23 protein-coding genes and 1 other RNA gene are annotated in these 25,324 nt (G+C 44.6%); 7 read left to right on the top strand and 17 right to left on the bottom strand.

Annotation, left to right across the window (positions count from 1 at the left end; translation table 11 throughout):
• Positions 1 to 5 precede the first annotated feature (5 nt).
• The 13 genes from HRR27_RS08150 to grpE form a co-directional block, all read right to left on the bottom strand.
• Positions 6 to 341, bottom strand: a complete 336-nt coding sequence (locus HRR27_RS08150) for a thioredoxin family protein (RefSeq protein ID WP_173272625.1) — start codon at positions 339 to 341, stop codon at positions 6 to 8.
• A gap of 9 nt (positions 342 to 350) precedes the next feature.
• On the bottom strand, positions 351 to 1,268 hold the full coding sequence (locus tag HRR27_RS08155) for an ROK family protein (protein ID WP_197905394.1): 918 nt from the start codon (positions 1,266 to 1,268) through the stop codon (positions 351 to 353).
• A gap of 87 nt (positions 1,269 to 1,355) precedes the next feature.
• The gene (locus HRR27_RS08160) at positions 1,356 to 2,153 is read right to left on the bottom strand and encodes a ferritin-like domain-containing protein (protein ID WP_173272627.1); all 798 of its coding nucleotides are present in this window, start codon (positions 2,151 to 2,153) and stop codon (positions 1,356 to 1,358) included.
• A 103-nt stretch (positions 2,154 to 2,256) separates the two neighbouring features.
• Positions 2,257 to 2,634 (bottom strand): hypothetical protein, encoded by a 378-nt coding sequence (locus HRR27_RS08165; protein WP_173272628.1) that lies wholly within the window; start codon positions 2,632 to 2,634, stop codon positions 2,257 to 2,259.
• A 114-nt stretch (positions 2,635 to 2,748) separates the two neighbouring features.
• Positions 2,749 to 3,183: a DUF4149 domain-containing protein gene (locus HRR27_RS08170; protein WP_173272630.1), complete on the bottom strand. Its 435-nt coding sequence runs from the start codon at positions 3,181 to 3,183 to the stop codon at positions 2,749 to 2,751.
• 34 nt (positions 3,184 to 3,217) lie between these two features.
• Positions 3,218 to 3,694, bottom strand: coding sequence for a transcription elongation factor GreA (gene greA, locus HRR27_RS08175; RefSeq protein WP_173272632.1), 477 nt, complete (start codon positions 3,692 to 3,694; stop codon positions 3,218 to 3,220).
• 125 nt (positions 3,695 to 3,819) lie between these two features.
• Positions 3,820 to 7,035 (bottom strand): carbamoyl-phosphate synthase large subunit, encoded by a 3,216-nt coding sequence (gene carB, locus HRR27_RS08180; protein ID WP_173272639.1) that lies wholly within the window; start codon positions 7,033 to 7,035, stop codon positions 3,820 to 3,822.
• Between the two features lie 15 nt (positions 7,036 to 7,050).
• A complete protein-coding gene (gene carA, locus HRR27_RS08185; RefSeq protein WP_173272647.1) occupies positions 7,051 to 8,184 on the bottom strand; it encodes a glutamine-hydrolyzing carbamoyl-phosphate synthase small subunit in 1,134 nt (377 codons plus the stop codon).
• Between the two features lie 402 nt (positions 8,185 to 8,586).
• Complete coding sequence (locus tag HRR27_RS08190) at positions 8,587 to 9,288, bottom strand: C40 family peptidase (RefSeq protein WP_173272649.1); 702 nt, start codon at positions 9,286 to 9,288, stop codon at positions 8,587 to 8,589.
• 195 nt (positions 9,289 to 9,483) lie between these two features.
• The gene (gene dapB / locus HRR27_RS08195; RefSeq protein WP_173272651.1) at positions 9,484 to 10,284 is read right to left on the bottom strand and encodes a 4-hydroxy-tetrahydrodipicolinate reductase; all 801 of its coding nucleotides are present in this window, start codon (positions 10,282 to 10,284) and stop codon (positions 9,484 to 9,486) included.
• Between the two features lie 12 nt (positions 10,285 to 10,296).
• Positions 10,297 to 11,463, bottom strand: coding sequence for a molecular chaperone DnaJ (gene dnaJ, locus HRR27_RS08200; protein WP_173272653.1), 1,167 nt, complete (start codon positions 11,461 to 11,463; stop codon positions 10,297 to 10,299).
• Between the two features lie 320 nt (positions 11,464 to 11,783).
• Positions 11,784 to 13,700 (bottom strand): molecular chaperone DnaK, encoded by a 1,917-nt coding sequence (gene dnaK, locus HRR27_RS08205; protein ID WP_173272655.1) that lies wholly within the window; start codon positions 13,698 to 13,700, stop codon positions 11,784 to 11,786.
• 253 nt (positions 13,701 to 13,953) lie between these two features.
• The gene (gene grpE / locus HRR27_RS08210) at positions 13,954 to 14,523 is read right to left on the bottom strand and encodes a nucleotide exchange factor GrpE (protein ID WP_173272657.1); all 570 of its coding nucleotides are present in this window, start codon (positions 14,521 to 14,523) and stop codon (positions 13,954 to 13,956) included.
• Between the two features lie 227 nt (positions 14,524 to 14,750).
• Here grpE and HRR27_RS08215 point away from each other — a divergent pair, with 227 nt between their 5' ends.
• Positions 14,751 to 15,626: an NAD(+) kinase gene (locus HRR27_RS08215; protein ID WP_173272659.1), complete on the top strand. Its 876-nt coding sequence runs from the start codon at positions 14,751 to 14,753 to the stop codon at positions 15,624 to 15,626.
• A gap of 103 nt (positions 15,627 to 15,729) precedes the next feature.
• On the top strand, positions 15,730 to 17,400 hold the full coding sequence (recN, locus tag HRR27_RS08220; protein WP_173272661.1) for a DNA repair protein RecN: 1,671 nt from the start codon (positions 15,730 to 15,732) through the stop codon (positions 17,398 to 17,400).
• Between the two features lie 143 nt (positions 17,401 to 17,543).
• Here recN and fur read toward each other — a convergent pair whose 3' ends face one another.
• On the bottom strand, positions 17,544 to 17,969 hold the full coding sequence (fur, locus tag HRR27_RS08225; RefSeq protein ID WP_173272663.1) for a ferric iron uptake transcriptional regulator: 426 nt from the start codon (positions 17,967 to 17,969) through the stop codon (positions 17,544 to 17,546).
• Positions 17,970 to 18,147: 178 nt separating this feature from the next.
• Between fur and HRR27_RS08230 the strand changes: the two genes are divergently transcribed.
• Positions 18,148 to 18,564 (top strand): outer membrane protein assembly factor BamE, encoded by a 417-nt coding sequence (locus HRR27_RS08230; RefSeq protein WP_173272665.1) that lies wholly within the window; start codon positions 18,148 to 18,150, stop codon positions 18,562 to 18,564.
• A gap of 76 nt (positions 18,565 to 18,640) precedes the next feature.
• Here the strand turns inward: HRR27_RS08230 and HRR27_RS08235 are convergent, their stop codons facing one another.
• Both HRR27_RS08235 and HRR27_RS08240 read right to left on the bottom strand, forming a co-directional pair.
• A complete protein-coding gene (locus HRR27_RS08235) occupies positions 18,641 to 18,925 on the bottom strand; it encodes an RnfH family protein (RefSeq protein WP_173272666.1) in 285 nt (94 codons plus the stop codon).
• 8 nt (positions 18,926 to 18,933) lie between these two features.
• On the bottom strand, positions 18,934 to 19,377 hold the full coding sequence (locus HRR27_RS08240) for a type II toxin-antitoxin system RatA family toxin (protein ID WP_173272668.1): 444 nt from the start codon (positions 19,375 to 19,377) through the stop codon (positions 18,934 to 18,936).
• A 169-nt stretch (positions 19,378 to 19,546) separates the two neighbouring features.
• Between HRR27_RS08240 and HRR27_RS08245 the strand changes: the two genes are divergently transcribed.
• Together HRR27_RS08245 and smpB are read left to right on the top strand one after the other, a co-directional pair.
• A complete protein-coding gene (locus tag HRR27_RS08245) occupies positions 19,547 to 20,278 on the top strand; it encodes a hypothetical protein (protein ID WP_173272670.1) in 732 nt (243 codons plus the stop codon).
• Between the two features lie 281 nt (positions 20,279 to 20,559).
• Positions 20,560 to 21,039: an SsrA-binding protein SmpB gene (smpB, locus tag HRR27_RS08250; RefSeq protein WP_173272679.1), complete on the top strand. Its 480-nt coding sequence runs from the start codon at positions 20,560 to 20,562 to the stop codon at positions 21,037 to 21,039.
• 66 nt (positions 21,040 to 21,105) lie between these two features.
• Here the strand turns inward: smpB and HRR27_RS08255 are convergent, their stop codons facing one another.
• Entirely contained in the window at positions 21,106 to 22,473 is a 1,368-nt protein-coding gene (locus HRR27_RS08255; protein WP_173272687.1) for a sensor domain-containing diguanylate cyclase, read from the bottom strand.
• Positions 22,474 to 22,796: 323 nt separating this feature from the next.
• Here HRR27_RS08255 and ssrA point away from each other — a divergent pair.
• Both ssrA and HRR27_RS08265 read left to right on the top strand, forming a co-directional pair.
• Positions 22,797 to 23,153: a transfer-messenger RNA gene (gene ssrA, locus HRR27_RS08260) on the top strand.
• A gap of 514 nt (positions 23,154 to 23,667) precedes the next feature.
• A complete protein-coding gene (locus HRR27_RS08265) occupies positions 23,668 to 25,074 on the top strand; it encodes a sensor domain-containing diguanylate cyclase (protein WP_173272689.1) in 1,407 nt (468 codons plus the stop codon).
• Positions 25,075 to 25,324 lie beyond the last annotated feature (250 nt).

Consider the following 25,324-nt stretch of genomic DNA (forward strand, 5'->3'; position numbering starts at 1 on the left):
AACCATCACACTTCATTAAATAACATGCCATAAGGACGCTGAATGTCATTCATCAATTTACCGATACTGAAACTACGAACTTCTTCAATAAATTTCTGGCCAGTAAAATAAATCTGTACCACCGGCAGACTGAAAATACCATTCTGCGAACAAATCTCGGTGGTTTTGTGACAATCCACATAGACCATCTGCATTTTTGGGTAGCGCGCGCTAATCTGCTCGATAATTTGCGGCTTGATCACATGACAAACATTACACTCGCTGCCGCCGTACAACACCAACAACGCCTCCGCTTCGTATTGTAAGCTTTGCAACTCTTCTAAGGTGATGACGTCTTTCACAAAAAACTCCTATTTAATCGCGTTATTCTGTTGCGCGTGAGCTAACCAAGCCGCACCGCGCACCCCACTGGCATCGCCAAAGGTCGGCGCCACCAGTTTGGTAAGCGCCGGCTCATTACTAAAAATCCATTGGTCCCAAATTTTCGGCACCTCAGTATACAAACACTGGATATTCGACATGCCGCCACCCAGTACAATCACATCTGGGTCAAGTAGATTAATCACCGATGCCAAGCCTTTCGCCAGCCAGACAATGTAATCCTGCCGCAAAGTGTGTGCTTGCTTAACACCCTGCTCAGCAAGCGCCATAATCTGTTTTGCCTCCAAGCTTACGCCACTGCGCTGTTGGTAATGGTTTTGCAAACCGGTACCGGACAAAAAAGTTTCAATACAGCCTTTTTGGCCACAATAACAGTCAAGCGGCATCGCATCCACCGCCCACGGCAACGGATTATGCCCCCATTCGCCGCCAATCCAATTCACACCGGTTAACACTTGCCCGTCCATCACGACACCGCCACCACACCCCGTGCCGATAATCACGCCAAACACCACTTTAGCGCCCTTGGCACTGCCATCGACCGCCTCGGATAGAGCAAAACAGTTGGCATCATTGGCCACAAACACTTCACGTTGAAGACGGCGTTGCAAATCGCCTTTTAAATCCTGACCGATTAAACAGACTGAATTGGCGTTTTTCACCAAACCATTTTTATTCGACAAAGCGCCCGGAATACCAACTCCAACCGAACCCTGCTGCCCCAAAGTGCGCTCACACTGCGCAACCAAAGCGACGACCGCGTCCAGCGTTGCCAAATAATCCCCTTTGGGCGTTGCCACACGCTGCTCAAACCGCGTCTGCCCATCTGCATCCAACGCAATTATCGCGATTTTGGTGCCACCTAAATCAATGCCAATTCGTATCATCTTGTTGTGCTTTATTTAATTGAGTTCAACCGCTAACCTTACTACAGGTATTTAACTCTGGGTCACCTAAGGGTAATGGTGTTTTGTTCAAAGGGTTTTTAACCATGCAATTTCTTGTGCAGAAAACCCCGCTTGCTGACGGGCTTCATAATTAAATGGGCCTCGTAAATCGCCGTGAAAATACTCTTTAACCAAAGCCGTAAACTGCGTAAACGGATTGGCATCGCGTTGTGCACACAGATAGCGAAACCAACGGCTGCCTACTTCAACATGACCGATTTCATCACGCAATAGAATTTTTAAGATTTCCACTCCGCGTTTATCACCTATCGCACGCAATTTTTGAATCATCGCCGGAGTCACGTCCAAACCGCGCGCTTCTAAAGTACGCGGCACTAACGCCATACGCACCAGCGGATCATGATCGGTTTCGTAAGTGGTCATCCACAAACCGTCATGCGCAGGGAAGTCACCGTATTCATACCCCAAATGATAAAGGTGCTCACGAATCATCTGAAAGTGATATGACTCCTCACCCGCAACGCCAAGCCAATCGCCATAATACTGCTGCGGCATTTCTTGAAACCGATAAACCGCATCCAGTGCTAAATTGATTGCGTTAAATTCAATATGCGCTATCGAATGCATCAAAGCAGCATGACCTTCTTTAGTGCCAATCCCACGACGCGGCAAGGCCTTGGGCGAAACCAAATCCGGTTTAGCCGGACGTCCCGGATCCGGAATACGCTCAATCGGACCACGAGCAGAAAAATCTAAAGCGTCTTGCGTCCATAAGTCGAGCAACTGATTCAATTGTTGCAGTTTGCGTTCCAAATCACTTTCCTGCAAACACTGTAAACTCAAATCGAATAGGTTATTAGACATAGTAAATAAATCCTTGCTGGCGAGACGCTGGGGCGCTTCTTCAAAATCAAAAAGCCGGAACAAAGTCCGGCTTTTAGCGCAATAACTGTTTTTTTGTCTTATTTTAGAAAGACATATGAGGCATAGAACGGTAGTAAGCCGCAAAGCGGTATTCTTGGCCTGTGAATTTCTTCGCGTCAATAGCGTTGAAAAGTTTAGACCACTTTAGCTTGTCTTCTGCACTCATTACTGAAGAAGGATTTAACGCACGAGTTTTATCGCCGTATTTCGCTTCAATTTTGTCTAGTTCTGCAAAACATTGTGCTACCGTAGTTTTTTGCTCTAGCGCTTTTGCAGCAGTAGAACCGTCTTTAACAGTAGTTTCAACAATATTACGTGCATCTGCTAGACACTGGCCGTAAACATCGTCTGCCGCTTGTACGTTAGCCGCAACAGCTAGCGTAGCAGAGATGAATAGAGCTTTTAAAGTCATAGTTTTCATCTAAATTAAACTCCGAGGTTTTAATCGTTTTCGCTTAAACGGGTCAATTCTGCCGCTTTTTACCCGAAATTGCAACCCGATTGATAGCAGAAAATAATGAAATGCTTATAAGCATTATTTATCATTTTGCATTAAACGCCAAGCCCAGCCAATAAGCACAATAAAAACAACAAGATACAACAGCTGATAAATACCATGAATTTGCATAAATAAAACCCATTCAGCAGCTTGCTTGTCTAAACCTTGCGGATAGTGGGCTTTAATCTCAGCCATCCACGACCCTAAAACAAAATGCGCGAAAGCAGTGAACAACAAAACCAACCAAACTGGCCATCTGGCGAGTGACCGGCCTACCGATGATGCGCCATATAAAATAAGCAAGCTTAACAGCGCAAAGAACATCACCACATAACTAAAAAACGCAAACAAAAAAGCCGCTAAATCGCCAGCGGTTTTACTGTCTAATTTAGCAAACAGGAGTGGCGTAACCAGATAGCCCAAAGTCGCTTGCACGGTAGCCGCCAACAAGGTGAGACTAAATAATGCCACGCGCCAGCCATATAATGACTTTGGCGTTGTTATCTTAAATGTATTGGACTTTGATGATTTCATAGTCAATATTGCCGCCCGGCGCAAGCACCAACACTTCATCACCCTCTTCTTTGGCAATCAGCGCGCGTGCTATCGGTGAACCGACCGATACCTTATTATGTTTAATGTCCGCTTCTTCATCGCCAACAATTTTATAGGTCACTTCTTCGTCCGTGTCCAAATTCAATAAAGTCACTGTGGTGCCAAACACAACCTTACCGGTTTGTGGCAATTTAGTAACATCAATAATTTGCGAATGCGACAATACCGATTCAATCTGTTTGATACGCGCTTCAACCATACCTTGCTGCTCACGCGCTGCATGGTACTCGGCATTTTCTTTCAAATCACCATGCTCACGCGCATCGGCAATATCTTGAGTAATTCTAGGACGCTCTTCTTTTTTCAGACGGTTTAACTCCATCTGCAACGCATCTGCGCCTTCTTTGGTCATAGGATGTTTATTCATAATAATCTCCCCTATTAATCTATTCTTTATGGCTTTAATAAAACAAAAAACGCCAAGGTAAGGAGCGATTGAAACTCAACCGATGCTCTAATATACCTTGACGTTATTTTGCGATGATTCTGATATTAGTGGATATCTTGCAAACGCGTCACCGGCTGATCATCCAGATAATCCATCGCGGCGACCATTGCGAACGCACCTGCAATGGTGGTGGTGTAACATGTTTTATGCATCAACGCTTCGCGACGAATACTCGATGAGTCCTGAATACTGGTCGAACCATCCGAGGTATTGACGATTAACGCAATCTCTTCATTAACAATCGAATCGACTATGTTCGGACGCCCTTCGGTAACTTTATTGACCATTTCACAAGCCACACCCGCATCAATCAATGAATTGGCTGTGCCACGTGTGGCAACAATCTTAAAGCCTTTGGCGACTAAGCGCTGTGCCAAATCAATCACATGACCACGATCCGCTTTACGTACGCTTAAAAACACCGTACCAGAGCGCGGTAACACCGTACCGGCAGCTAACTGGGCTTTAGCATAAGCTTGTGCGAAGTTTTCGCCAATCCCCATGACTTCACCAGTCGATTTCATTTCAGGCCCAAGAATCGGGTCAACTCCTAAAAACTTGATAAACGGGAAGACCGCTTCTTTAACCGAATAATGCTTAGGCGTCACTTCTTCGGTAAAGCCTTGCGTAACCAATTTTTGACCCACCATACAGCGCGCAGCAATCATAGCTAACGGCTTACCAATCGCTTTTGACACAAACGGCACTGTACGAGAGGCACGCGGGTTAACTTCTAGGACATAAATATCTTCGCCTTTGACCGCAAACTGCGTATTCATTAAACCGACGACACCTAATGCTTTTGCCATTTTCGCGACCTGCTCGCGAATGCGGTCTTGAATATCGGCAGAAATCGAATACGGAGGAATCGAACAAGCGGAATCACCCGAGTGGATCCCTGCTTGTTCAATGTGTTCCATAATGCCGCCAATAACCACGGTATCACCGTCGCAAACCGCATCCACATCCAGCTCAACCGCATCATCCAAGAAACGGTCCAATAGGACTGGAGAATCGTTAGAGACTTTAACCGCCGCGTCCATATAACGACGTAGATTGGTTTCGTCATACACGATTTCCATGCCGCGACCACCCAAAACATAAGAAGGACGCACAACTAATGGATAACCAATTTCTTTCGCCAACGTCACGGCTTGCTCGGTAGACATCGCTGTTCGGTTAGGCGGCTGCAATAAACCTTCTTCGTTAAGAATTTGCTGGAAACGCTCACGGTCTTCTGCCAAGTCGATTGACTCAGGCGAGGTTCCAATAATCGGCACACCTGCTTCTTCCAAATCCTCAGCCAGTTTCAACGGCGTTTGACCGCCGTACTGCACAATCACCCCTTTCGGTTTCTCAACTTCGACAATCTCTAACACATCTTCCAATGTTAAAGGCTCGAAATACAAGCGGTCCGACGTGTCGTAATCGGTCGAAACCGTTTCTGGGTTACAGTTCACCATAATGGTTTCGTAACCATCTGCGCGCAACGCCATAACCGCGTGCACACAACAATAATCAAACTCAATCCCTTGACCGATTCGGTTTGGCCCACCGCCTAATACCATAATCTTGTCGCGATTGGTTGGACGCGCTTCGCACTCTTCGTCATAGGTGGAATACATATAAGCGGTAGACGTTTCAAATTCCGCCGCACAGGTATCGACACGCTTGAACACTGGACGGATGTTCAAGGTATGACGGAATTTACGAATAAAGGCGGCATCGGTACTCAACAATTTAGCAAGACGATTATCCGAGAAACCTTTACGTTTTAAACGAATCAAGCTGTCCTTATCCAAGGCATCCAAACCGCGTTGCTTAATATCGTCTTCAAGATGAATCAACTCTTCAATTTGTGCTAAAAACCATGGATCAATTTCACTGGCATTAAAAATCTCATCCAATGTCCAACCAGCGCGGAACGCATCAGCGACATACCACAAACGATCAGGTCCTGGGTTGCGCAACTCTTGGCGCAAAATGTCTCGCACTTCACGCTCGTCCATGGTCGCTAAATCAAGAATTTCGTCAAAACCATTTTTGTCGGTTTCTAAACCACGCAACGCTTTTTGTAACGACTCTTGGAAATTACGTCCCAGCGCCATCACCTCTCCAACGGATTTCATTTGCGTGGAAAGACGCTGTTGCGCTTGTGGGAATTTTTCAAACGTAAAACGTGGAATTTTGGTGACGACGTAATCGATAGTTGGCTCAAAAGAAGCCGGCGTAGCACCATTGGTGATGTCGTTTTGCAACTCATCTAAGGTGTAACCCACGGCCAGTTTCGCGGCCACTTTCGCAATTGGGAAGCCCGTCGCTTTTGAAGCCAAAGCCGAAGAACGCGACACACGTGGATTCATTTCGATAATAATCATTCGACCGGTTTGCGGGTTTAAGGCAAACTGCACGTTAGAACCACCCGTCTCAACACCGATTTCACGCAATACGGCCAAGGAGGCGTTACGCATGATTTGGTATTCTTTATCGGTCAGAGTTTGCGCCGGAGCGACCGTGATCGAATCGCCGGTATGCACCCCCATTGGGTCAAGGTTTTCGATGGAACAGACGATGATGGCGTTATCCTTTTTATCGCGGATAACTTCCATTTCAAACTCTTTCCATCCAACGATTGACTCTTCAATCAAAAGTTCTTTTGTTGGCGACAAATCCAAACCAAATTTACAGATTTGCTCAAATTCAGCCTTGTTGTAAGCGATACCACCGCCCGAGCCACCTAAGGTGAAAGACGGACGAATCACCGTTGGGAAACCAACACGCTCTTGAATCACCCAAGCTTCTTCTAAATTGTGCGCCACATCCGAGATGGGCATATCCAAACCAATTTTGGTCATCGCATGACGGAAACGATCTCGGTTTTCCGCTTTATCAATCGCATCCGCATCCGCGCCAATTAGCTCGACACCAAACTTTTCCAAAATGCCATTGTCATGCAAATCCAAAGCGCAATTCAGCGCTGTCTGTCCACCCATCGTCGGCAGGATAGCATCCGGACGCTCTTTTTCAATAATGCTGGCAACGGTTTTCCACTCGATTGGCTCGATGTAGGTTGCATCGGCCAAATCCGGATCGGTCATAATGGTGGCTGGGTTTGAGTTCACCAAAACAACGCGGTAACCTTCTTCTTTCAGCGCTTTACACGCCTGTACGCCTGAATAATCAAATTCGCATGCCTGACCGATAATAATAGGCCCGGCACCAATAATCATAATACTTTTTAGATCACTTCTCTTTGGCATCGTTTTGTCCTATTACTATGCTTTTTTTGCAGATTTAATGTTATCGATAAACTGATCAAACAGGGGCGCGACATCATGTGGACCCGGGCTCGCCTCCGGGTGACCCTGAAAACTGAATGCCGACTTATCGGTACGTGAAATACCTTGCAAAGTGCCGTCGAAAAGTGATTTATGAGTAGCTTGTAGATTCGCTGGCAGTGAGGACTCTTCTACAGCAAAACCATGGTTCTGCGCCGTAATCATCACTCGACCAGTCGCCGAATCTTGCACTGGATGGTTGCCACCGTGGTGACCAAATTTCATCTTGACGGTTTTCGCACCTGAAGCCAATGCCAACAACTGATGACCTAAACAGATACCAAATACCGGAACATCAGCCTCCAAGATCGCTTGAATCGCCTCAATCGCATAATCACAAGGCGCCGGATCACCAGGACCATTCGATAAGAACACGCCGTCAGGATTCAGGGCTAAAACCTCCGCCGCAGGGGTTTGGGCAGGCACAACAGTTAGTTTACAACCACGATCAGCAAGCATACGTAGAATATTGCGCTTCACCCCGTAGTCGTAAGCGACCACATGAAACTGGGCATCCGCAGCTTTATCAGGATGACCAACACCTAACTGCCAAGAACCTTCAGTCCAAGCATAAGGTGCGCTGGTGGTGACCTCCTTGGCCAAATCCAAACCGTTCAAACCGCTAAAAGCTTGCGCTTTAGCAACGGCTGCTGTAGCGTCAATATTGTCGCCAGCCACAATCACACCGGCCTGAGCGCCTTTGTCCCGCAAAATACGGGTTAATTTACGCGTATCGATGTCTGCAATCGCAACCACATTTTGTTCTAACAAATATTGCGGCAGCGATTTTTGCGCACGAAAATTACTCATGCGTGGCGGACAGTCTTTCACGATTAAGCCTTGCGCCATGATTCCAGACGACTCTGCATCTTCATCATTTACCCCAACATTACCGATATGCGGATATGTCAGCGTAACAATCTGTTTAAAATACGAAGGGTCAGTCAAAATTTCCTGATACCCAGTCAGTGAGGTATTAAATACCACTTCACCAACCGTTTCACCTTCAGCACCCAGTGAAGTTCCCCAAAATAGGGTTCCGTCTTCTAATGCGAGCAAAGCCTGAGTCATTGATACATCCATCCAAAAAATCAAAGGTGATTAAAAATCATGTCGTGCGAATGCCGATTTAACGGCTAAGGGTCGTCTGTTATGGCTTTTGCCAAACCCAACTCAGTGAAACCGAGTTGTTTTTAGCAACAGTGTATATAAAAAAACGGAGCCAGTTCCCGCGAGAACTCACTCCGTTTCTTTTGAATCCTGAATGACTAATGCCATCTCCGTCTTACACCCCATAATTAACGCCTAACGGCATGATTTTTAGTCATTTAAAAGTTACGCGGATTTTACTGTATTTAGCACTCCTTGTCCACAGACAAGAAGAATAAATACACGCTAAATCAAGTCTCTAGTGGTTTACCTACAGAGCGAGATGTCAGCCTGCAAAATCCAGACTAAAAAAACCAAATGAAGTCAATTCAACAGACGACGTGCTTCAAGAAAACGCTTTTGCCAATAATCCTCACTCAGACTTGAAAGAATCACACCTTTCGTGGAGGACGCGTGCATAAAACGCGAATCACCCAAATAAATTCCGTTGTGGTAAGTACGCCAGCCGGTTTTAAAAAACAAAACATCACCGGCCTTAAGCTGACTGCGCTTAACCGGCTTGCCTTGTCGACGTTGCAATTCGGTGGTGCGCGGTAAATTGATTTGAAACTGTCGTGCATAAGCGATCTGCACCAAAGCCGAACAATCCACACCGCGCTTACTGTTACCACCATAACGATAAGGAGTACCCTGCCAATCATCAAAATAACGCATTAAACGTCCATAAACAGTGTCACTCACATGCTGAGCAGGTGACGACTTTTGCACGAAATTCGTTGACGCGGACTGCGACACCCCTAATACCAAGGCGTCAAGCTCACGCCAAGCCTGGTCACTGATCGTAACATCAACCGGCGACTGACCTAAACCAACCTCGGCAGATGAACGTAAAGGCAGTTCAGTCGAGGACGGGGACGGCGACTGAGGTTGCGCCGGTTGTAAGACGTGTAAACCCGATTCTGCTTGTGGCGCAGCGAATTTCCCAGACGAACACCCTACAACCAGTCCGAACCAACCAACACTCAGTACGGTCAGATACACTATTTGCCTAAAAACCCAACGCATTAATAAAACATCACCTGATTTACAGAAGCACTGTTTTGATTGTAACCACCTTTGTTGCAACAAAAAAGCCGAGTAAGAAAATTCTTACTCGGCTTTCACGAGAACCATTCACCACATTAAGCGCGATCAGTTATCGCATCCCAGAACCCCCGCACACCAAAGCATAGGTGTAAAGGTATCTTGCGTCTTCTTAGCTTAACGTAAGTTCAATACATCCTGCATATCAAACAGGCCAGATTGCTTATCCGCTAACCAACCACAAGCGCGCGCGGCGCCTTTTGCGAAAGTCATACGGCTAGACGCTTTATGCGTTATCTCAACACGCTCGCCCTCGGTAGCAAACAACACCGTATGATCACCAACGATATCGCCGGCACGCACCGTTGCAAAACCAATAGTGTTTGGATCTCGCGCACCAGTAATCCCTTCACGACCATATACAGCACAGGTTTTCAAATCACGACCTAAGGTATCCGCTACCACTTGCCCCATTCGCAACGCCGTGCCGGAAGGTGCATCGACTTTATGACGATGATGGCCTTCAATCACTTCAATATCATAACCTTCATTCAACACTTCCGCCGCTTGAGCCAATAACTTTAAACACAAGTTCACCCCAACCGAAAAGTTGGCCGCAAAGATAACCGCAATTTTCTTAGCCGCCGCATCAATTGCCGCGAGCCCCTCGTCATCAAAACCAGTCGTCCCAATCACAATTTTTTTATTGTTAGCAGCACACACTTCAAGATTGTGTCGCGTGGTCGCAGGCGTCGTAAAGTCGATTAAAATATCAAAATCGTGCAATACCTCTTCAATCGCCCCGACAACAGGCACACCAATTTTACCAATGCCGGCAAGTTCACCAGCATCAACACCAATCAATGAACTGTCCGGACGTTCAATCGCTGCGCTGACGCGAAGCCCTTGCGTTTGCTGAACGGCTTCAATTAACGTTTTGCCCATGCGCCCAGAGGCACCGATAATCGCTATATTCATCTCTGTCTCCGCTTATTTCCAAGGGCCGTCGCTGTCAGATTTATCACTGTCATCACCGGTAAAAAAGTTTTTCACTGAGTCTAACCAGCTATGCTCTTTTGGCGAGTGCTGCTTATGATGCTTGCCTTTTAGACTGGCATCAAACTCTTCCAGCAACTCTTTTTGACGGTTTGTCAGCTTGACAGGCGTTTCAATATGCACCTGAACCACTAAATCACCCACCATATTGGAGCGCACCGACTTAACGCCTTTACTGGTTAATTTAAAACGCTGACCAGATTGCGTGCCCGCTGGAATTTTCAAACTGGCTTTGCCATTAAGCGTCGGCACATCCAAAGAACCACCCAAAGCCGCCGTGGTAAAACTCAGCGGAATCTGACAATACAGATTATTACCATCACGCTCAAATACAGCATGGCGGGTTACATGAATACGCACATATAAATCACCTTTTGGCGCACCCGGTTCACCCGCTTCCCCTTTGCCTTGGATACGAATGCGATCACCGGTATCCACCCCTGCTGGAACAGAGACCGACAAGGTTTTATGACTGTGCGTATAGCCTTCGCCGTGACACTGTTTGCATGGGTTGGTAATCTCTTTGCCCGAACCATGACAACTTGGACACGTCGTATTGACCGCAAAGAAACCTTGCTGCATACGTACCTGACCAACGCCACCGCAGGTCGAACAGGTTTTAACATCACTGGCGGACTGCGCCCCCGTACCGTCACAAGCGTCACAAATGTCTTTCGTTGGAATACGAATATCAATTTTGGCGCCAGCAACCGCTTGCTCTAAGGTAATTTCCAACTCATACTGTAAATCCGCTCCCGGACGTGGTCCGCGACGACCGCCGCCGAAACCACCGCCACCGCCGAACAAATCTTCAAAAATATCGCCAAATCCGCCGAAGCCACCGCCACCAAATCCGCCGCGGCCACCACCTTGTCCATCAACACCAGCATGACCAAATTGATCATAAGCCGCGCGCTTTTGAGGATCTGACAAAATCTCATAAGCCTCAGACGCTTCTTTAAATTTATCTTCCGCTTCTTTGTTATCGGGGTTACGGTCCGGATGATACTTCATCGCCATCTTCCGATAGGCTTTTTTAATTTCACCTTCTGAAGCGGTTTTAGCAACGTCTAAAACGCTGTAATAATCTCTTTTTGACATAATTCAAATATCTATTCTTTAGCTTTAGAAATTTACAAATAAAAACCTTAATCGGCCGTTAGGGTCTGTTAAAAATTTTTATTTAAAAACTCAAAAAGTTAGGGCGACACAGAACAAGTTCCGATTGACTTCAGCGCCGGATGGCATGGCAAAACACGTCTCTGCCGGAAGTTATTAGAACCTACACTGCGCCCCCTTAGGATTTAAAAAGTTGCGCGTATTTAAACATAAAAGCACGAAGCGTTTGAATCGTCTTAAAAATTAAGCATTCACTTTTAAGACATTCATAGCTTCGTGCCAATAAGATAAAACGCTAAAAATTACTTTTTAGAGTCGTTAACTTCTTCAAACTCGGCATCAACGATATCATCGTCATCTGCTTTGCTTGAACCTTGCTGTTGCGCTGGCTCACCGCCGGCTTGCTGTTGAGCTTGCGCCTTTTGAGCGATACCTTGGCTGGCTTCTGCCAGTTTTTGAACCGCTTCCTCGATTGTCGCTTTATTGTCGCCTTTGATCGCTTCTTCAACGGCTTTAATGGCTGCTTCAACCGGTGCTTTTTCTTCAGCTGTTACCGAATCACCTGCATCTTTGATCATTTTATTGGTTGCATGCACCATCGCATCTGCTTGGTTACGAGACTCAACCAACTCTTTCATCTTTCTGTCTTCTTCAGCATGGGCTTCGGCATCTTTGACCATCGCTTCGATTTCTGCATCAGACAGACCTGAAGACGCTTGAATCGTAATATGCTGTTCTTTACCGGTATTTTTGTCTTTTGCGGAAACATTCAAAATACCATTTGCGTCAATGTCAAAAGTCACTTCGATTTGCGGCATACCGCGTGGTGCAGCAGGAATCTCATCCAAATTAAACTGCCCTAGCGACTTGTTGCCAGAAGCCATTTCACGCTCACCTTGTAACACATGAACGGTTACTGCCGATTGATTGTCATCCGCAGTTGAGAAAACTTGCGACTTACGCGTTGGGATGGTCGTGTTTTTCTCAATCAACTTAGTCATGACACCACCCATGGTTTCAATACCAAGAGACAGTGGCGTTACGTCAAGCAGAAGTACGTCGTTTACATCACCAGAAAGAACGCCACCTTGAATCGCCGCCCCCATGGCAACCGCTTCATCTGGGTTTACGTCTTTACGAGGCTCTTTTCCGAAGAACGCTTTTACTTTCGCTTGAACCATTGGCACACGGGTTGAACCACCGACCAAAATCACGTCATCAATTTCAGAAGCCGATAACCCAGCGTCTTTCAAAGCAATGCGGCAAGGCTCGATCGAACGCTGTACCAAATCTTCAATCAATGATTCAAACTTGGCGCGAGTAATTTTCATATTCAAGTGTTTCGGGCCAGTTGCATCTGCGGTCACATAAGGCAGATTAATGTCGGTTTGCTCACGCGATGACAGCTCGATTTTGGCTTTTTCAGACGCTTCGCGTACACGTTGCAGCGCCAATTTATCCAGTTTTAGGTTAACATTCTGGTCTTTTTGGAACTCCGTTGCGATGTAATCAACAATCACGTTATCGAAGTCTTCACCACCTAAGAAAGTATCACCGTTGGTTGACAGTACCTCAATTTGTTTTTCACCATCTAAATCGGCAACTTCGATGATTGAAATATCGAATGTACCACCACCTAAATCGTAAACTGCGATTTTGCTGTCTGACTTAACTTTATCCATACCGTAAGCCAAGGCTGCCGCAGTCGGCTCATTGATAATACGTTTTACTTCCAGACCAGCAATTTTACCCGCATCTTTCGTCGCTTGACGCTGTGAGTCGTTAAAGTAAGCCGGAACAGTGATAACCGCTTCAGTCACTTCGTGACCCAAGTAATCTTCTGCTGTCTTCTTCATTTTCATCAACGTACGCGCCGAGACTTCTTGTGGCGACAACTTTTTACCTTTCACTTCAACCCAAGCATCACCGTTATCTGCCGCAACGATTTCATAAGGCACCATGTCTTTATCTTTGGCGACCACTTTGTCATCCGCACGACGACCGATAAGACGCTTGATAGCAAACAAAGTGTTTTCTGGGTTTGTGACCGCTTGGCGTTTTGCCGAATCACCAACCAAAATTTCGTCATCGGTGTAAGCAACGATAGATGGGGTTGTGCGCGCACCTTCGGCGTTAGGGATGACTTTTACTTCTTTACCGTCCATGACCGCTACACAAGAGTTTGTTGTACCTAAGTCAATACCAATAATTTTACCCATTGATTTTCTCCAATTTGATTCTCAACTGATTTGAGGTGAGTTAACTGTTATAAATTTTTCTTCGTTGGATTGTTTATAGGGATAACACTTCTTGTTTCAAGGGAGTTTTTAAAAAAAAACGAAAATATTTCCAGACCCGCCTACTCAACCCAGTAACAAATTGATTTTTATGCACTTTTCAGTGTTTCAAAAAACAAAAACCGGCTCGAACTCGTATCAAACCGGTTTTTGATTGAAGTGTCATGCACGATAATTATTGAGCAACAATCACACGTGCCGGACGAACCAAGCGATCGTTTAGTTTGTAACCCTTTTGAATGACATCCACAATCATTTGCGACTCATGGTCCGGTGATGGAATCATGGTCATCGCTTCGTGATCCTGTGGATTAAACTTCTCACCTTGCGGATCAATACGTTCAACATTAAAGGCCGCTAAAACGTCCAGCATCTGCTTGAACGTCATCTCAATGCCTTCACTGATTGTCTCTTTAGTGGCTTCCTCTTTGGCTGCCGCTTGCATTCCCATCTCCATCGAATCCATCGCCGGAATCAGTGCATCGACGAATTTTTTCAACGCAAATTTATGCGCTTCTTCTAAATCCAAACGCGTACGACGACGTAGGTTTTCCATATCTGCCTGTAAACGCAACGCCAAATCACGGTTTTTCGCCGCTTCATCTTGCGCTTGGGCAAGTAACGCATCTAAGTCGTGCTCGACTTGTTGCTGTGCTTGCTCTAAGTTTTCGTCTGCTTGTTGCGCCGCTTGCTCAGCGCTCACATCTTGGTTAATTTGTTCTTGTGTTTGATTTTGTTCAGCCACAATTCAACCCCTATTGGTTTAGTTATCTAAATATTGATTAATTCTGCATTTTTGGAATATTGAACAACATGGGGCCGAAGCGGTTTTTTTTCAAGACCCGCAGAATTTTTTTTGCTTTGCCACGCTCGATTGCAGCCTGCTCAGGTATAATCCGAGAGCATTCAAATTTACTTTTTTGGCACAACTTTATGTACCCTTTGGCCACGTCATCAAGAGGACATTGCAGCATGTTTCACCGTATCGGCATCTTCGGAAAATACAACGGCATCGCGTGTTGGGACACCATTGACCGCCTGTTGCAACACTTAATCAGCAGCGACAAAACGGTTTTATTGGACTCCGCCTCATGCGCTGACTTCCCGCATCAGCGCTATGGCGTGGACGTTGTCGAACGCGAAGAACTGGGTAAACAGATTGATATCGCCATCGTGGTGGGTGGCGACGGTACTTTTTTAGATGTTGCGCGCTCCATTGTCGATTACGACGTACCGATTCTTGGCATCAACCTTGGCCGTCTTGGTTTCTTGACCGACATCTCCCCTAAAGAAATGCTCAACATTATTGACGAAGTCATGCAAGACCAATATGCCGGCGAAGAACGCAATCTCATTCGCGTGCAAATCGAAAAAGACAACGTCATCGAATTTGATCAACTCGCATTAAATGATGTGGTCATCCACAAAACCGAATCGCCAAGAATGATTGAATTTGAAACCTGTGTCGATGGACGCTTCTTAAACAGCCAACGCTCAGATGGCATGATTATTTCCACGCCAACCGGCTCAACAGCCTATGCCCTCTCCGCTGGCGGGCCTTTATTAGATCCTCGTCTTGATGTTTTCTGCTTAGTGTCCATCAATCCTCACACCATGAGCACGCGACCATTTGTTTTACCAGGCAGCAGCGTTGTCACCATTCGTCCGCATGAAAACTGCAACGGCTTGGCACAAATCATCTGTGATGGGCAATTAACGCATCACATTGGGGTCAACCACAAAGCCACAATTACCCGCCACAAAAAATTCATTAAAATGCTTCACCCTGCTGGACATGATCACTTCGAACTACTGCGAGCCAAACTGCGCTGGGGCGACAAACTTTAAACCCCAAAATATCTCCTATTTAGCGAGCTTTAACGGAATTATTTGGATTGTGTAACATTTTTCAAGTAAGCTATTCGTGCAACAGTACTTTTGAGAGTGAAACATGTTAAGCGAACTATCCATTCAAAACTTGGCGTTAATTGAAAAACTGACTTTACACTTCCAATCTGGATTTAGCACACTCACCGGTGAAACCGGCGCAGGCAAATCAATCTTGCTGGATGCGCTCGGCTTAGCACTGGGCGACCGAGCCGACAGTTCGCTGGTGCGTTATGAAACAGCACGTGCAGACATTAGCGCACGTTTTGACCTAACCCATTTAGCGCACGTTCAACACTGGCTTGAACAGCAAGAGCTGGATGAGGCCGGAGAAAAAAGCTGTATTTTGCGCCGTACCTTGACCACAGAAGGACGTTCAAAAGCTTATGTAAATGGCATTCCAATCGCGCTTAGCCAACTTAAAACGCTCAGCGCCATGTTAATTGACATCCACGGCCAGCACGAACACCAATCGCTACTCAATTCAACCAAACAGCTCGAGCTACTGGATGCGTTTGCCGCCCATCCCGATTTAGTCGAAAGCTGTCGCCACAACTTTAAGCTTTGGCAAAAGTCTAAACAGCGCTTACGCGAGTTACAGAGCGAACAACAAGACTACCAAAGCAAATTAGAATTGCTGCAATTTCAGCAACAGGAATTTTCCGACTTAGCCCCACAAATCGATGAATTTGAGCAGCTTGAAATCGAACAACATAGCTTGTCACACGCCAGTGAAATTAAACACAATAGCGAATTGGCTTATCAGCTTTTGGAAGACGAAAACGGTGCCAGCGATGTGATTAGCCGCGCCATTTATAGTCTAGAAAAAATTTGTGATTTTGACACTCGCTTTAACGCGCCTTTGCATCAGCTCAACAGCGCGCTGATTGAAGTGCAAGAAGCTGCCTCAGAAATTCAGTCGCTCAATGAACGAATCGAACTTGACCCACAACTCCTCAATCAAGTAGAAGAGCGCTTATCCGCACTGTTTGCAACCGCCAAAAAATACCAAATCGAACCCTCTGAATTACCCCAGAAACAGCAGTTAATTGAGCAAAGCTTGGCCGATTTACAGCACAACAACGACGCTTTAGATGAGCTACAAACCCTCATCAGCCAACAACACGACGCTTTCCATTTCGCCGCCAAACAGCTGCATGAATCACGTCTAAAGGCAGCGAAAAAACTCGATAAGCAAATTACCGACGGAATGCGCCAATTAGGAATGGCTAATGGAAAATTTGCCGTAGACCTTAGCCCTGCCGCCAGCGCTTCAGCAATGGGCATGGACCTATGCCAATTCCAAGTCACCGCCAATAAAGGACAGCCATTACAGGCACTGGCCAAGGTCGCTTCAGGCGGGGAGTTATCACGCATTAGCTTAGCGATTCAAGTGGCAACGGCGGAGGTTGCGCAGCTGCCAACACTGATTTTTGATGAAGTGGATGTCGGTATCGGCGGTGGAATCGCCGAAGTCGTTGGTGAAAAAATGCGTCAGCTTGGCTGCCACAAACAGATTTTATCCATCACACATTTGGCGCAAGTTGCGGCGCATGGCAATCAACATTTACGCATCAGCAAGTTCGATAAAAAATCAGCCACGCAAACAAAGGTAGACTACTTAACCGAAACCGAACGCACGGCAGAATTAGCCCGAATGCTGGGTGGCATGACCATCACTGAACAGACTGAAAAGATGGCCACAGAAATGTTACAGCAAGCTCAGCAGAAATAGCGGTTTTAAGCATGCAAAACATCACACATTGCACCTTATTCCTGAGCTTCTTGATACCAGTAAAAACCAAAAAGCCGATAAAAAAAGATTTTTTATCGGCTTCTTAAATGATGTCACGCCATTTCACGCGCACATTCAGCACTTTATTTTATCGCAGGATCAAGCTCTTCTTTATAAGCGCCGTAAATTACCAAATTATGGCCTGAGAGATCATAACCCAACTCTTTAGAAATTTCTTGAATGCGCTCCTCAATCACACTATCAACAAACTCACGAACGCGTCCAGTTTTGATACAAACAATATGGTCGTGATTATCGCCGGTGTCTAATTCAAAAATTGACACATTGTTTTCAAAATTCAGACGACGCACAATGCCAGCTTGCTCAAACTGGGTTAACACACGGTAAACCGTGGCTAAGCCGACTTCTTCACCCTGTTCAAGTAGAATCTTAAATACGTCTTCCGCTGAAAGATGATGATCTTCTCCAGCACTCTCTAAAATCTCTAATATTTTTAGCCTTGGCAAAGTCACCTTTAAGCCAACTTTTTTTAATTCAGCACCGCTCATCGTACCCTCTAATATTTTCTTGTCTGGCCCCGTTTTAACGAGTTTTAACTACCATGAAAAAAAGCAGACTGACAAATGCTTGAAATCTGCTTAACGAGATTGAAAATCATAATTACGGTGTATAATAACGCAATTCTAATTTTTTTTGACTAAAAACCAATAAAAGAGACTTCCTCCAATGCGTCTAAACCCAAACGCCACAGAACGCCGCACCCCCATTTTCACTCGCACTGCTCTTGCTTTGATTATCGCGGCAAACGGCCTTGTTTTAAGCGGATTATCCGGTTGTTCTTATCTGGCACCTTACAAAGCACCAGTGACGCAAGGCAATGTGATGACAACGGAATCAGTTGAACTTTTACAAGCGGGCTTAAACCAGACTCAAGTACGCAAATTACTGGGCCCACCGATGGGTGAAAATGCGTTTAACCCATACCATTGGGAATACGTTTTTTACACCACCGATTCAGATTCTAATGTCGAAGTACGCAAACAGCTAATCATCAATTTTGATCAAGCGCGCTATTTAACCGACTGGAAAGTGCAGGAAGCCAAAGTGGATATGCAAGATGAAGATACGTTCTTCGGTTTATAAACCAGCTTTATTGTCTTGTCATTCTACACTCTTACATAAAGCGGCTTTTTAGTCGCTTTATTGATTTGACCAACAACTAAAGCGATTTTTGAGCACTGCGCTCTTGATTCACTTTTTCACGCCGCCGATCTCGCGGATCGGCTTTGAGGGGGCGATATACCTCGATACGATCCATTTCTCGCAACACCGTATCCGCGTCAACCAACTTGCCAAAAATCCCCACTTTCTCAAGATTTAAATCGGGAAAACGCCGCAATAATTCAGATTGCTGCAAAGCTTGCGCTACAGTGCAACCCTCGGCAACCTGCTCCACAAATAAAAACTGTTCTTCTTTTAACGCGTAAGCAACTTCAATCTTCATAGTGTTTCTTAGTCAAAGGGATTAGGGTAAATTTGTTTGGCTCGCTCACAAAAAGAGTCCACCAATGAACTGGCAATTTGTTCAAAAACAGGACCAATGGCTAAATTCAACAAGCCACTTTTTACTTCAAACTCAATTTCAAACAGTATTTTACACGCATCAGCATCCAATGCCTTAAAGCTCCACTCCCCTCGCAACGCTTTGAAAGGACCGTCAATTAACTGCATTTCAATACGTTTTGCTTCAACCAAATGATTTTGCGTGGTAAACGTTTGACTAAGGCCGGCTTTAGCAATGGTGACCGATGCGCGCATATCAGAATCGCTCTGCTCTAAAATATCGGCTCCGCCACACCAAGGTAGAAACTGCGGATAAGCGCGCACATCATTCACCAAATCATACATCTGTTTTGCGGAGTAAGGCAAAAGTGCCGTGCGAGTGATTTTTTTCATGCCAGATTCCATATTTAGCCAAGCTTGACAGCCTTGACTTTGCGCAAGCTTGTGCAGATTCTTGTATGCTTGTTATGATTGCATAACGGTTGGGGGCACATTATAGCAAAGTCATCCAGCAATCAGCGCCTCCGAATCCATACAATCGCCTATCCGCAAGGGAGCTCCAATGCACAAAGCGTTACAATCTGTTTATTCTCTTTTATCGGCCGTTGCGTTGTTCAGTTTAAATACCTCAGCCTTAGCTGGCAATGAACGTTATACCGAAAATGCCAACTGGCCCAAAAACGCTTGGCAAGTCGACTATGAGTACGATGACTTTAGCGAGCAAGTTACCCATGCTCAATTGATTTTTATTCCCGAAAATTATGGTGCGCAAAAGGCTTTTTTTCTCCGCTGCCAACCCTATTACACTAATTTTTCAGTGGCCTTTATTGAGCCGCGGACAGCGATTATGGAGGACGGCAAACTGCATAACAATGCCCCCAAATTTAATCAACACGGATTTGTATACTCACAAGAGCGGCCAATTCGTTTTAACGTTGCCGGCAAGAAATTCCATGAAGACGTTGATGTTGGCGGACAAAATCGTGGCATCTCCGAGTGGCTAAAACCGACACAACTCAGTCTAGCGAACAACCAGTTACAAATGTCTTTTTTTGCTTCATTCGCTTATGACAATATGCCATCGTTTGCTCGTAACACCTCTAACGACTTTAGTCGCAGTCTATTTACCGCCCTGAAAACCGCCCTTCTTAAAGAGCAAAATGTGGAATTTGAATTACAACTGCCAAATGAGAATACCGCGCGATTTGAACTCAATGGTAAACGTTTAAAAGACTTTGCTCCGCAAGCAGTATTAGACTTCTGTTTACTAAAACGTCAATTAAGCAATGACTAAAACGTGCAAAAAGATGTAAATACTTTTAAAGGCTTATCTAAAACCCAAATTTGCAACCGTTCTTGAAAAAACAAGAAATAGATTCCAATGGTTTCCACCAAACAACAAGCAAAACACAATTAAGTTAAGCAAGACGGCTGCTTACGATCATGTCCAAAGCAGACACTATAACAGCCAGCGCAACTAAATTATTCAAAGCCCCGTTTGGTAAGGCGATGGTATAATCGCTCAAATTCAATTCAAGACTGCGCACAGCGCAAGCAGAAAATAAGGTCTGAAGCATGGCAAAGGGAAATAAAAGTAAAACGCCTGCCAACATCATCGTACAAAACAAAAAGGCGCGTTTTGAGTATTTTATTGAGCAAGAGTTTGAAGCGGGTCTAGCACTCGAAGGCTGGGAAATCAAAAGCCTACGTCAACATAAAATCCAGCTGAACGAAAGTTATATTCTTTTAAAGAATAACGAAGCTTGGTTATTTGGCGCTTTGATTACACCGTTAATCTCCACTTCAACCCACTTAATTGCTGATCCGCTGCGATTACGTAAACTGCTAATGCATCGCCGAGAAATTGACCGTTTAATCGGAGCAGTTGATCAAAAAGGCCTAACCCTCATACCATTAAACTTGCACTGGGCGCGAGGCAAAGTCAAATTAAGCTTGGCATTGGCGAAAGGTAAGAAATTACATGACAAACGTGCCACTGAAAAAGACCGTGAATGGAATCGAGACAAACAACGAGTCATGAAACTCACTCGCTAAACTTTTCTAAAGAACTTATAACCGCCAGCTTAGCAATCAACGCTGGCGGTGTTTTTTTTACAACCGCTATTGGCTAAAACAGACAACCTGATTACGCCCATTTTCTTTCGCCTGGTATAAACAAATATCGGTCTTCTCAAACCAGGTTTTTGGCTCCCAGCGCTCATGCAACTGACAAAGTCCAAAGCTGCAGGTTAATTGAATCTGTTTCGGCCAATGTGTTGATTCCACCTTAATACGGAGTTTTTCAACGACAGCCAAAGCCTCATTCTGGGTAGTCATCGGCATCAATATCGCAAACTCCTCGCCGCCCCAGCGTGCCAATAAATCGGTTTGCCGCAAACCGTCTTTCGCCACTTGATAAAATGCCTTTAAGACGTCATCCCCCACTAAATGCCCGTGCGTATCGTTAACGCTTTTGAAATGATCCAAATCACAAATCACCAAGCAAATAGGGTCTCTATGGCGTTGGAACTCGTGAACCGCTTGATAAATAAATTCATCAAACACCCGACGATTCAAAGCCCCGGTTAACTGGTCGTGATTAGCTTGATTTTGCAATGACTGCTCACGAGTGATATTTTCAGCAATCAGCAAAAAGCCGCTTTTCTCTCCAAATAAATTGTATTCAGGCTTAATCACCGCATCCAACCAATAGCTTTTAGCCCCCATTTCAATATACAGAATCCCCTCCCAATTGCTGCGATCCTGCTGCCAAATTTTTGGATCGGTACTTAAGGAGATTAAGCCCAACTCGGCAAAATTCTTGCCAATAATCGCATTCACTCCCTTACCAAGAAGATGTGCAATCGCCAAACTAGCGTAAATAATCTTCCCATCAGGCGTGATTTTGAGCATCGGAATACTGCTATCAACAATTTTTTGTTGATACTCCAATTCACGATTAACTTCGCTTAAATTAAGTTCGGATTTGATAAAAAACTCTTTCACGACTAATAACAACACCGTCATCGCTAATAAAGCAAAAGCAGCTCCGGAATAACTGGCAGAATCAAGCGGTAAATACTTATCCGGAAATGGCAACAATAACGGAATTAAAAAAAGCGCCAACCAACCTATCTGTAACCAAAATCGATTTAAAAATACATTCACAATCGGCAGGACTAATATCCAATAATAAACCTCAGAAGTCGCCCCCAAATTGATAAATACATTCGCCAAAAAAATCAAATAGAGCGATGCCATGAATAACTGAGTAGCCAATACACCGCGATGCGCTTGATGTGCCTGAAAGCTCAATAAAAAGCCGACTAGACTGAGGGCAAACACACCGGTCATCAAATACTTTTCAACAATTAAACCGTGAAAAATCGTCAACAAGGTAATCGGGATAAATAGCAACAGAGCAAACCAACGAATCCGCGCGGCAAGTTGTTGCTGGTAACTTAAATAATCTTTATCAATGGCTGACATATTGGCTAAATTCTTCCTTAATAAGATATGTTCTATGGCGCTTCCAACAAAGCACCCTAAAGACAAAAACACACCCTAACGCAATAACCCTAAATTAGGTGCAATACAAAACGCAAATGTCGCAAAATGTTCATCAACACTTGCGTCTCTAAGCATTCACTCCGTATCACGGATCTCAACAAAGAAAACCTTAACACGAATCAATTCAATCGCGTTAAACAAGCCACGCATAATCTGCACTTTTTTTGAGGGCGGGTAAATTGTTCTCACAAAAATCCCTAAATCTACTATAATGCGCTGGTTATAAACTTTACTTCAATTATGGGGCTGTACTGGTTTCGACGGGGAGTTCAAAGTTTAAAATGCATGTCGTGCCTGAATGATGCACGTAAATCTTTATTTCACTTTTGTTATAGTTGCAAACGACGATAACTACGCTCTAGCGGCTTAATCCCGCTAGTGCAGGCTAGACCAGTTGCCTTTGGCCCCTAGCCTGTATCGACTTACAAAGGATCGTGTATGCCGCGTGCTTGGGTGGCCGTCACTAAACTTAACAAACTCGCTTGATGTGATCCCTGCTGGTCGGGCAACATTTAAGTTAAATGAATAGACCAAATAAACATGTAGATTTTTAGATGGCGGCTTTGCGGACGGGGGTTCGACTCCCCCCAGCTCCACCAAATATTAAAACTAAGTGATTGATTTTCAATGACTTAGCTTTTTTTATGTCTCGTATTTGTGACTCAGTTAAGTTAATTGAAAAACCTTACCAGATTGATAAAAACTTAATACGGCCTAAATAATACTTCAAACCAAACACTTCTTTGCAACTTTGATAAACATACGCAAGTTTTTTAAAAAATTCATAATTACCTATGAACGCAGATTAAGCTGTTAGTGTTTAGTTTTTAACATGCCCACGTCCTATTAATTTGTACAGAGAACCATCAACCTTAAGAAACCAACCTTAATCTTGGTAAATCTTATCCATCTTTGACTATCACGTTTGATTCTTACCCCATAAATCATCTTTAGATCAAAGAGAAAAGTACAGTTGATAGGATCTACAACCTATCTCAAATCGCGCCATTTAAATCAGGTAAATCAATTCCGTGACATTCTGTTAAGTAATAATTGCGCATATCGCTACAATAAAGTAAGTTTTACAGTCACGGTTTGACTCAGTGGATTACGATGTTAAAGAGCCTTATTAATTGGACCAAAGAGCATGATTTTTATCAGCAGCAAATCAATCTGACGCTGCTGCGATTTATGCTGATCATTGCTGTACCGGCACTAGTCGTTATTATGTCGATTTCTTTTTATAAAACCCAGTACACTTTCTCACTGATTAGCGCTCTTAGCTTTGCAGTGGTACTGTTTGCATTGCAGATGACGCGCAATCCAGAAAATCAGCAGGTCGCCAAGAACATCGCACTGGCTGCTATGATTGTCCCCTATTTAACGACCCTTTTTTTCTTGAGTCCAAACAGCTTAGGTTTCTTGTGGATTACAATTATCCCAATTATCTTCGTCTTTTTGAACACACCCAAAGAACTCACACTCTGGGGTTTATTGCTGACATCACCACTGCTGGCAATTATCTTAATTGACTACTTTGAAGTCTCTCAAGCCAACTTAAGCTACCGACAAGGAATCAGTATCTTGTTTGGTTTTTTAATCGAATCAATCATGTTGAGCTTTATCAAATTCGCCATATTTGACGACCAGCTGGAACTCAAATTCAAAAATCGTCAACTCGAATTTAACAAACAGCTAATTGACCAAAAAGTCCCTATTTTATCATTGGATTTAGAAGGCAAAATCACGCAGGCAAATAATGCGTTTATGGAAATCACCGGCTACCGAAAAATGGCGCTCATCGGAAAAACGTTTAACGAACTGGACATCATTAACGACAGTTTGAATGAATTTAACCTGAGCAAAATGCTAAAAAACAGAAGTTGGAATGGCGAATTGCATGGTCATCGCCGCAGTGGCGCTCAGTTCTGGATGCAAATCACGCTACGAGAAAAATACAACTCTCAATACGAAAAAACTGGCTACATGGCGATTTGTGAAGACATCACCTCTCAACAACTGCTTAAATTACACGCCAATAACGACCAACTCACCGGCGCATTAAACCGCCGTGTATTTGACCAATTTATTCAAAAAGCAGTGTTTGAGTTTCAACGATATCGCGAACCCTTTAGTCTATTAATTTGCGATATTGATCACTTTAAAAAGATTAACGATAATTTTGGTCATAATTTTGGGGATGAAGTGATCAAACAACTCCATCAAGAACTCAGTAAAATTTTGCGCTCATCCGACACCATCGCTCGCTGGGGTGGCGAAGAGTTTGCCATACTTTTACCAAAAACAGGGTTAGATATTGCTGTCGCCGTGGCCGACAAAGTTCGAGAACACATTTTGAATGCCGAGTTTGTCGGCCAATATCCGGTCACCATCAGTATTGGCGTATCAGAATTACGCATTGAAGACAAAGCGGAAGAATGGTTTGCCCGTGCAGACAAGGCACTGTATCACGCCAAAGAATCTGGACGAAATAGGGTAAGTTTTAACGGCCAAAGCTAGGTTGAATTGAGTTTACCAAAACCACTACTCGCCGAATCCAAGCCCAGACAAATTAGATGAAGACAAATGAGGCAAAAACTTCATTTTAATAAACGTAACAGAAACGTATACATTAGAACAATTGATGCGCTTACAAGGATTCCAATCCCCACCCTCTCACTCCGGAGGGCTTCATCAACCACCAAAATCACACCAAGAGCAACACTCGATTTTTATGAAAGTTTAGGGCTACGCCGAATTGTATTTTTAC

The sequence above is a fragment of the Thiosulfatimonas sediminis genome, from assembly GCF_011398355.1.
GTDB lineage: Bacteria > Pseudomonadota > Gammaproteobacteria > Thiomicrospirales > Thiomicrospiraceae > Thiomicrorhabdus > Thiomicrorhabdus sediminis_A.

Coding starts and splice junctions, on each gene's coding strand:
- HRR27_RS08245 (WP_173272670.1), top strand. CDS start 19,547: ATGCACAAAGCGTTACAATCTGTTTATTCTCTTTTATCGGCCGTTGCG.
- carA (WP_173272647.1), bottom strand. CDS start 8,184: ATGACTCAGGCTTTGCTCGCATTAGAAGACGGAACCCTATTTTGGGGA.
- HRR27_RS08165 (WP_173272628.1), bottom strand. CDS start 2,634: ATGAAAACTATGACTTTAAAAGCTCTATTCATCTCTGCTACGCTAGCT.
- HRR27_RS08215 (WP_173272659.1), top strand. CDS start 14,751: ATGTTTCACCGTATCGGCATCTTCGGAAAATACAACGGCATCGCGTGT.
- HRR27_RS08255 (WP_173272687.1), bottom strand. CDS start 22,473: ATGTCAGCCATTGATAAAGATTATTTAAGTTACCAGCAACAACTTGCC.
- HRR27_RS08240 (WP_173272668.1), bottom strand. CDS start 19,377: ATGAAAAAAATCACTCGCACGGCACTTTTGCCTTACTCCGCAAAACAG.
- HRR27_RS08155 (WP_197905394.1), bottom strand. CDS start 1,268: ATGATACGAATTGGCATTGATTTAGGTGGCACCAAAATCGCGATAATT.
- greA (WP_173272632.1), bottom strand. CDS start 3,694: ATGAATAAACATCCTATGACCAAAGAAGGCGCAGATGCGTTGCAGATG.
- HRR27_RS08230 (WP_173272665.1), top strand. CDS start 18,148: ATGCGTCTAAACCCAAACGCCACAGAACGCCGCACCCCCATTTTCACT.
- dapB (WP_173272651.1), bottom strand. CDS start 10,284: ATGAATATAGCGATTATCGGTGCCTCTGGGCGCATGGGCAAAACGTTA.
- fur (WP_173272663.1), bottom strand. CDS start 17,969: ATGAGCGGTGCTGAATTAAAAAAAGTTGGCTTAAAGGTGACTTTGCCA.
- HRR27_RS08265 (WP_173272689.1), top strand. CDS start 23,668: ATGTTAAAGAGCCTTATTAATTGGACCAAAGAGCATGATTTTTATCAG.
- dnaJ (WP_173272653.1), bottom strand. CDS start 11,463: ATGTCAAAAAGAGATTATTACAGCGTTTTAGACGTTGCTAAAACCGCT.
- HRR27_RS08160 (WP_173272627.1), bottom strand. CDS start 2,153: ATGTCTAATAACCTATTCGATTTGAGTTTACAGTGTTTGCAGGAAAGT.
- HRR27_RS08190 (WP_173272649.1), bottom strand. CDS start 9,288: ATGCGTTGGGTTTTTAGGCAAATAGTGTATCTGACCGTACTGAGTGTT.
- recN (WP_173272661.1), top strand. CDS start 15,730: ATGTTAAGCGAACTATCCATTCAAAACTTGGCGTTAATTGAAAAACTG.
- HRR27_RS08235 (WP_173272666.1), bottom strand. CDS start 18,925: ATGAAGATTGAAGTTGCTTACGCGTTAAAAGAAGAACAGTTTTTATTT.
- dnaK (WP_173272655.1), bottom strand. CDS start 13,700: ATGGGTAAAATTATTGGTATTGACTTAGGTACAACAAACTCTTGTGTA.
- carB (WP_173272639.1), bottom strand. CDS start 7,035: ATGCCAAAGAGAAGTGATCTAAAAAGTATTATGATTATTGGTGCCGGG.
- smpB (WP_173272679.1), top strand. CDS start 20,560: ATGGCAAAGGGAAATAAAAGTAAAACGCCTGCCAACATCATCGTACAA.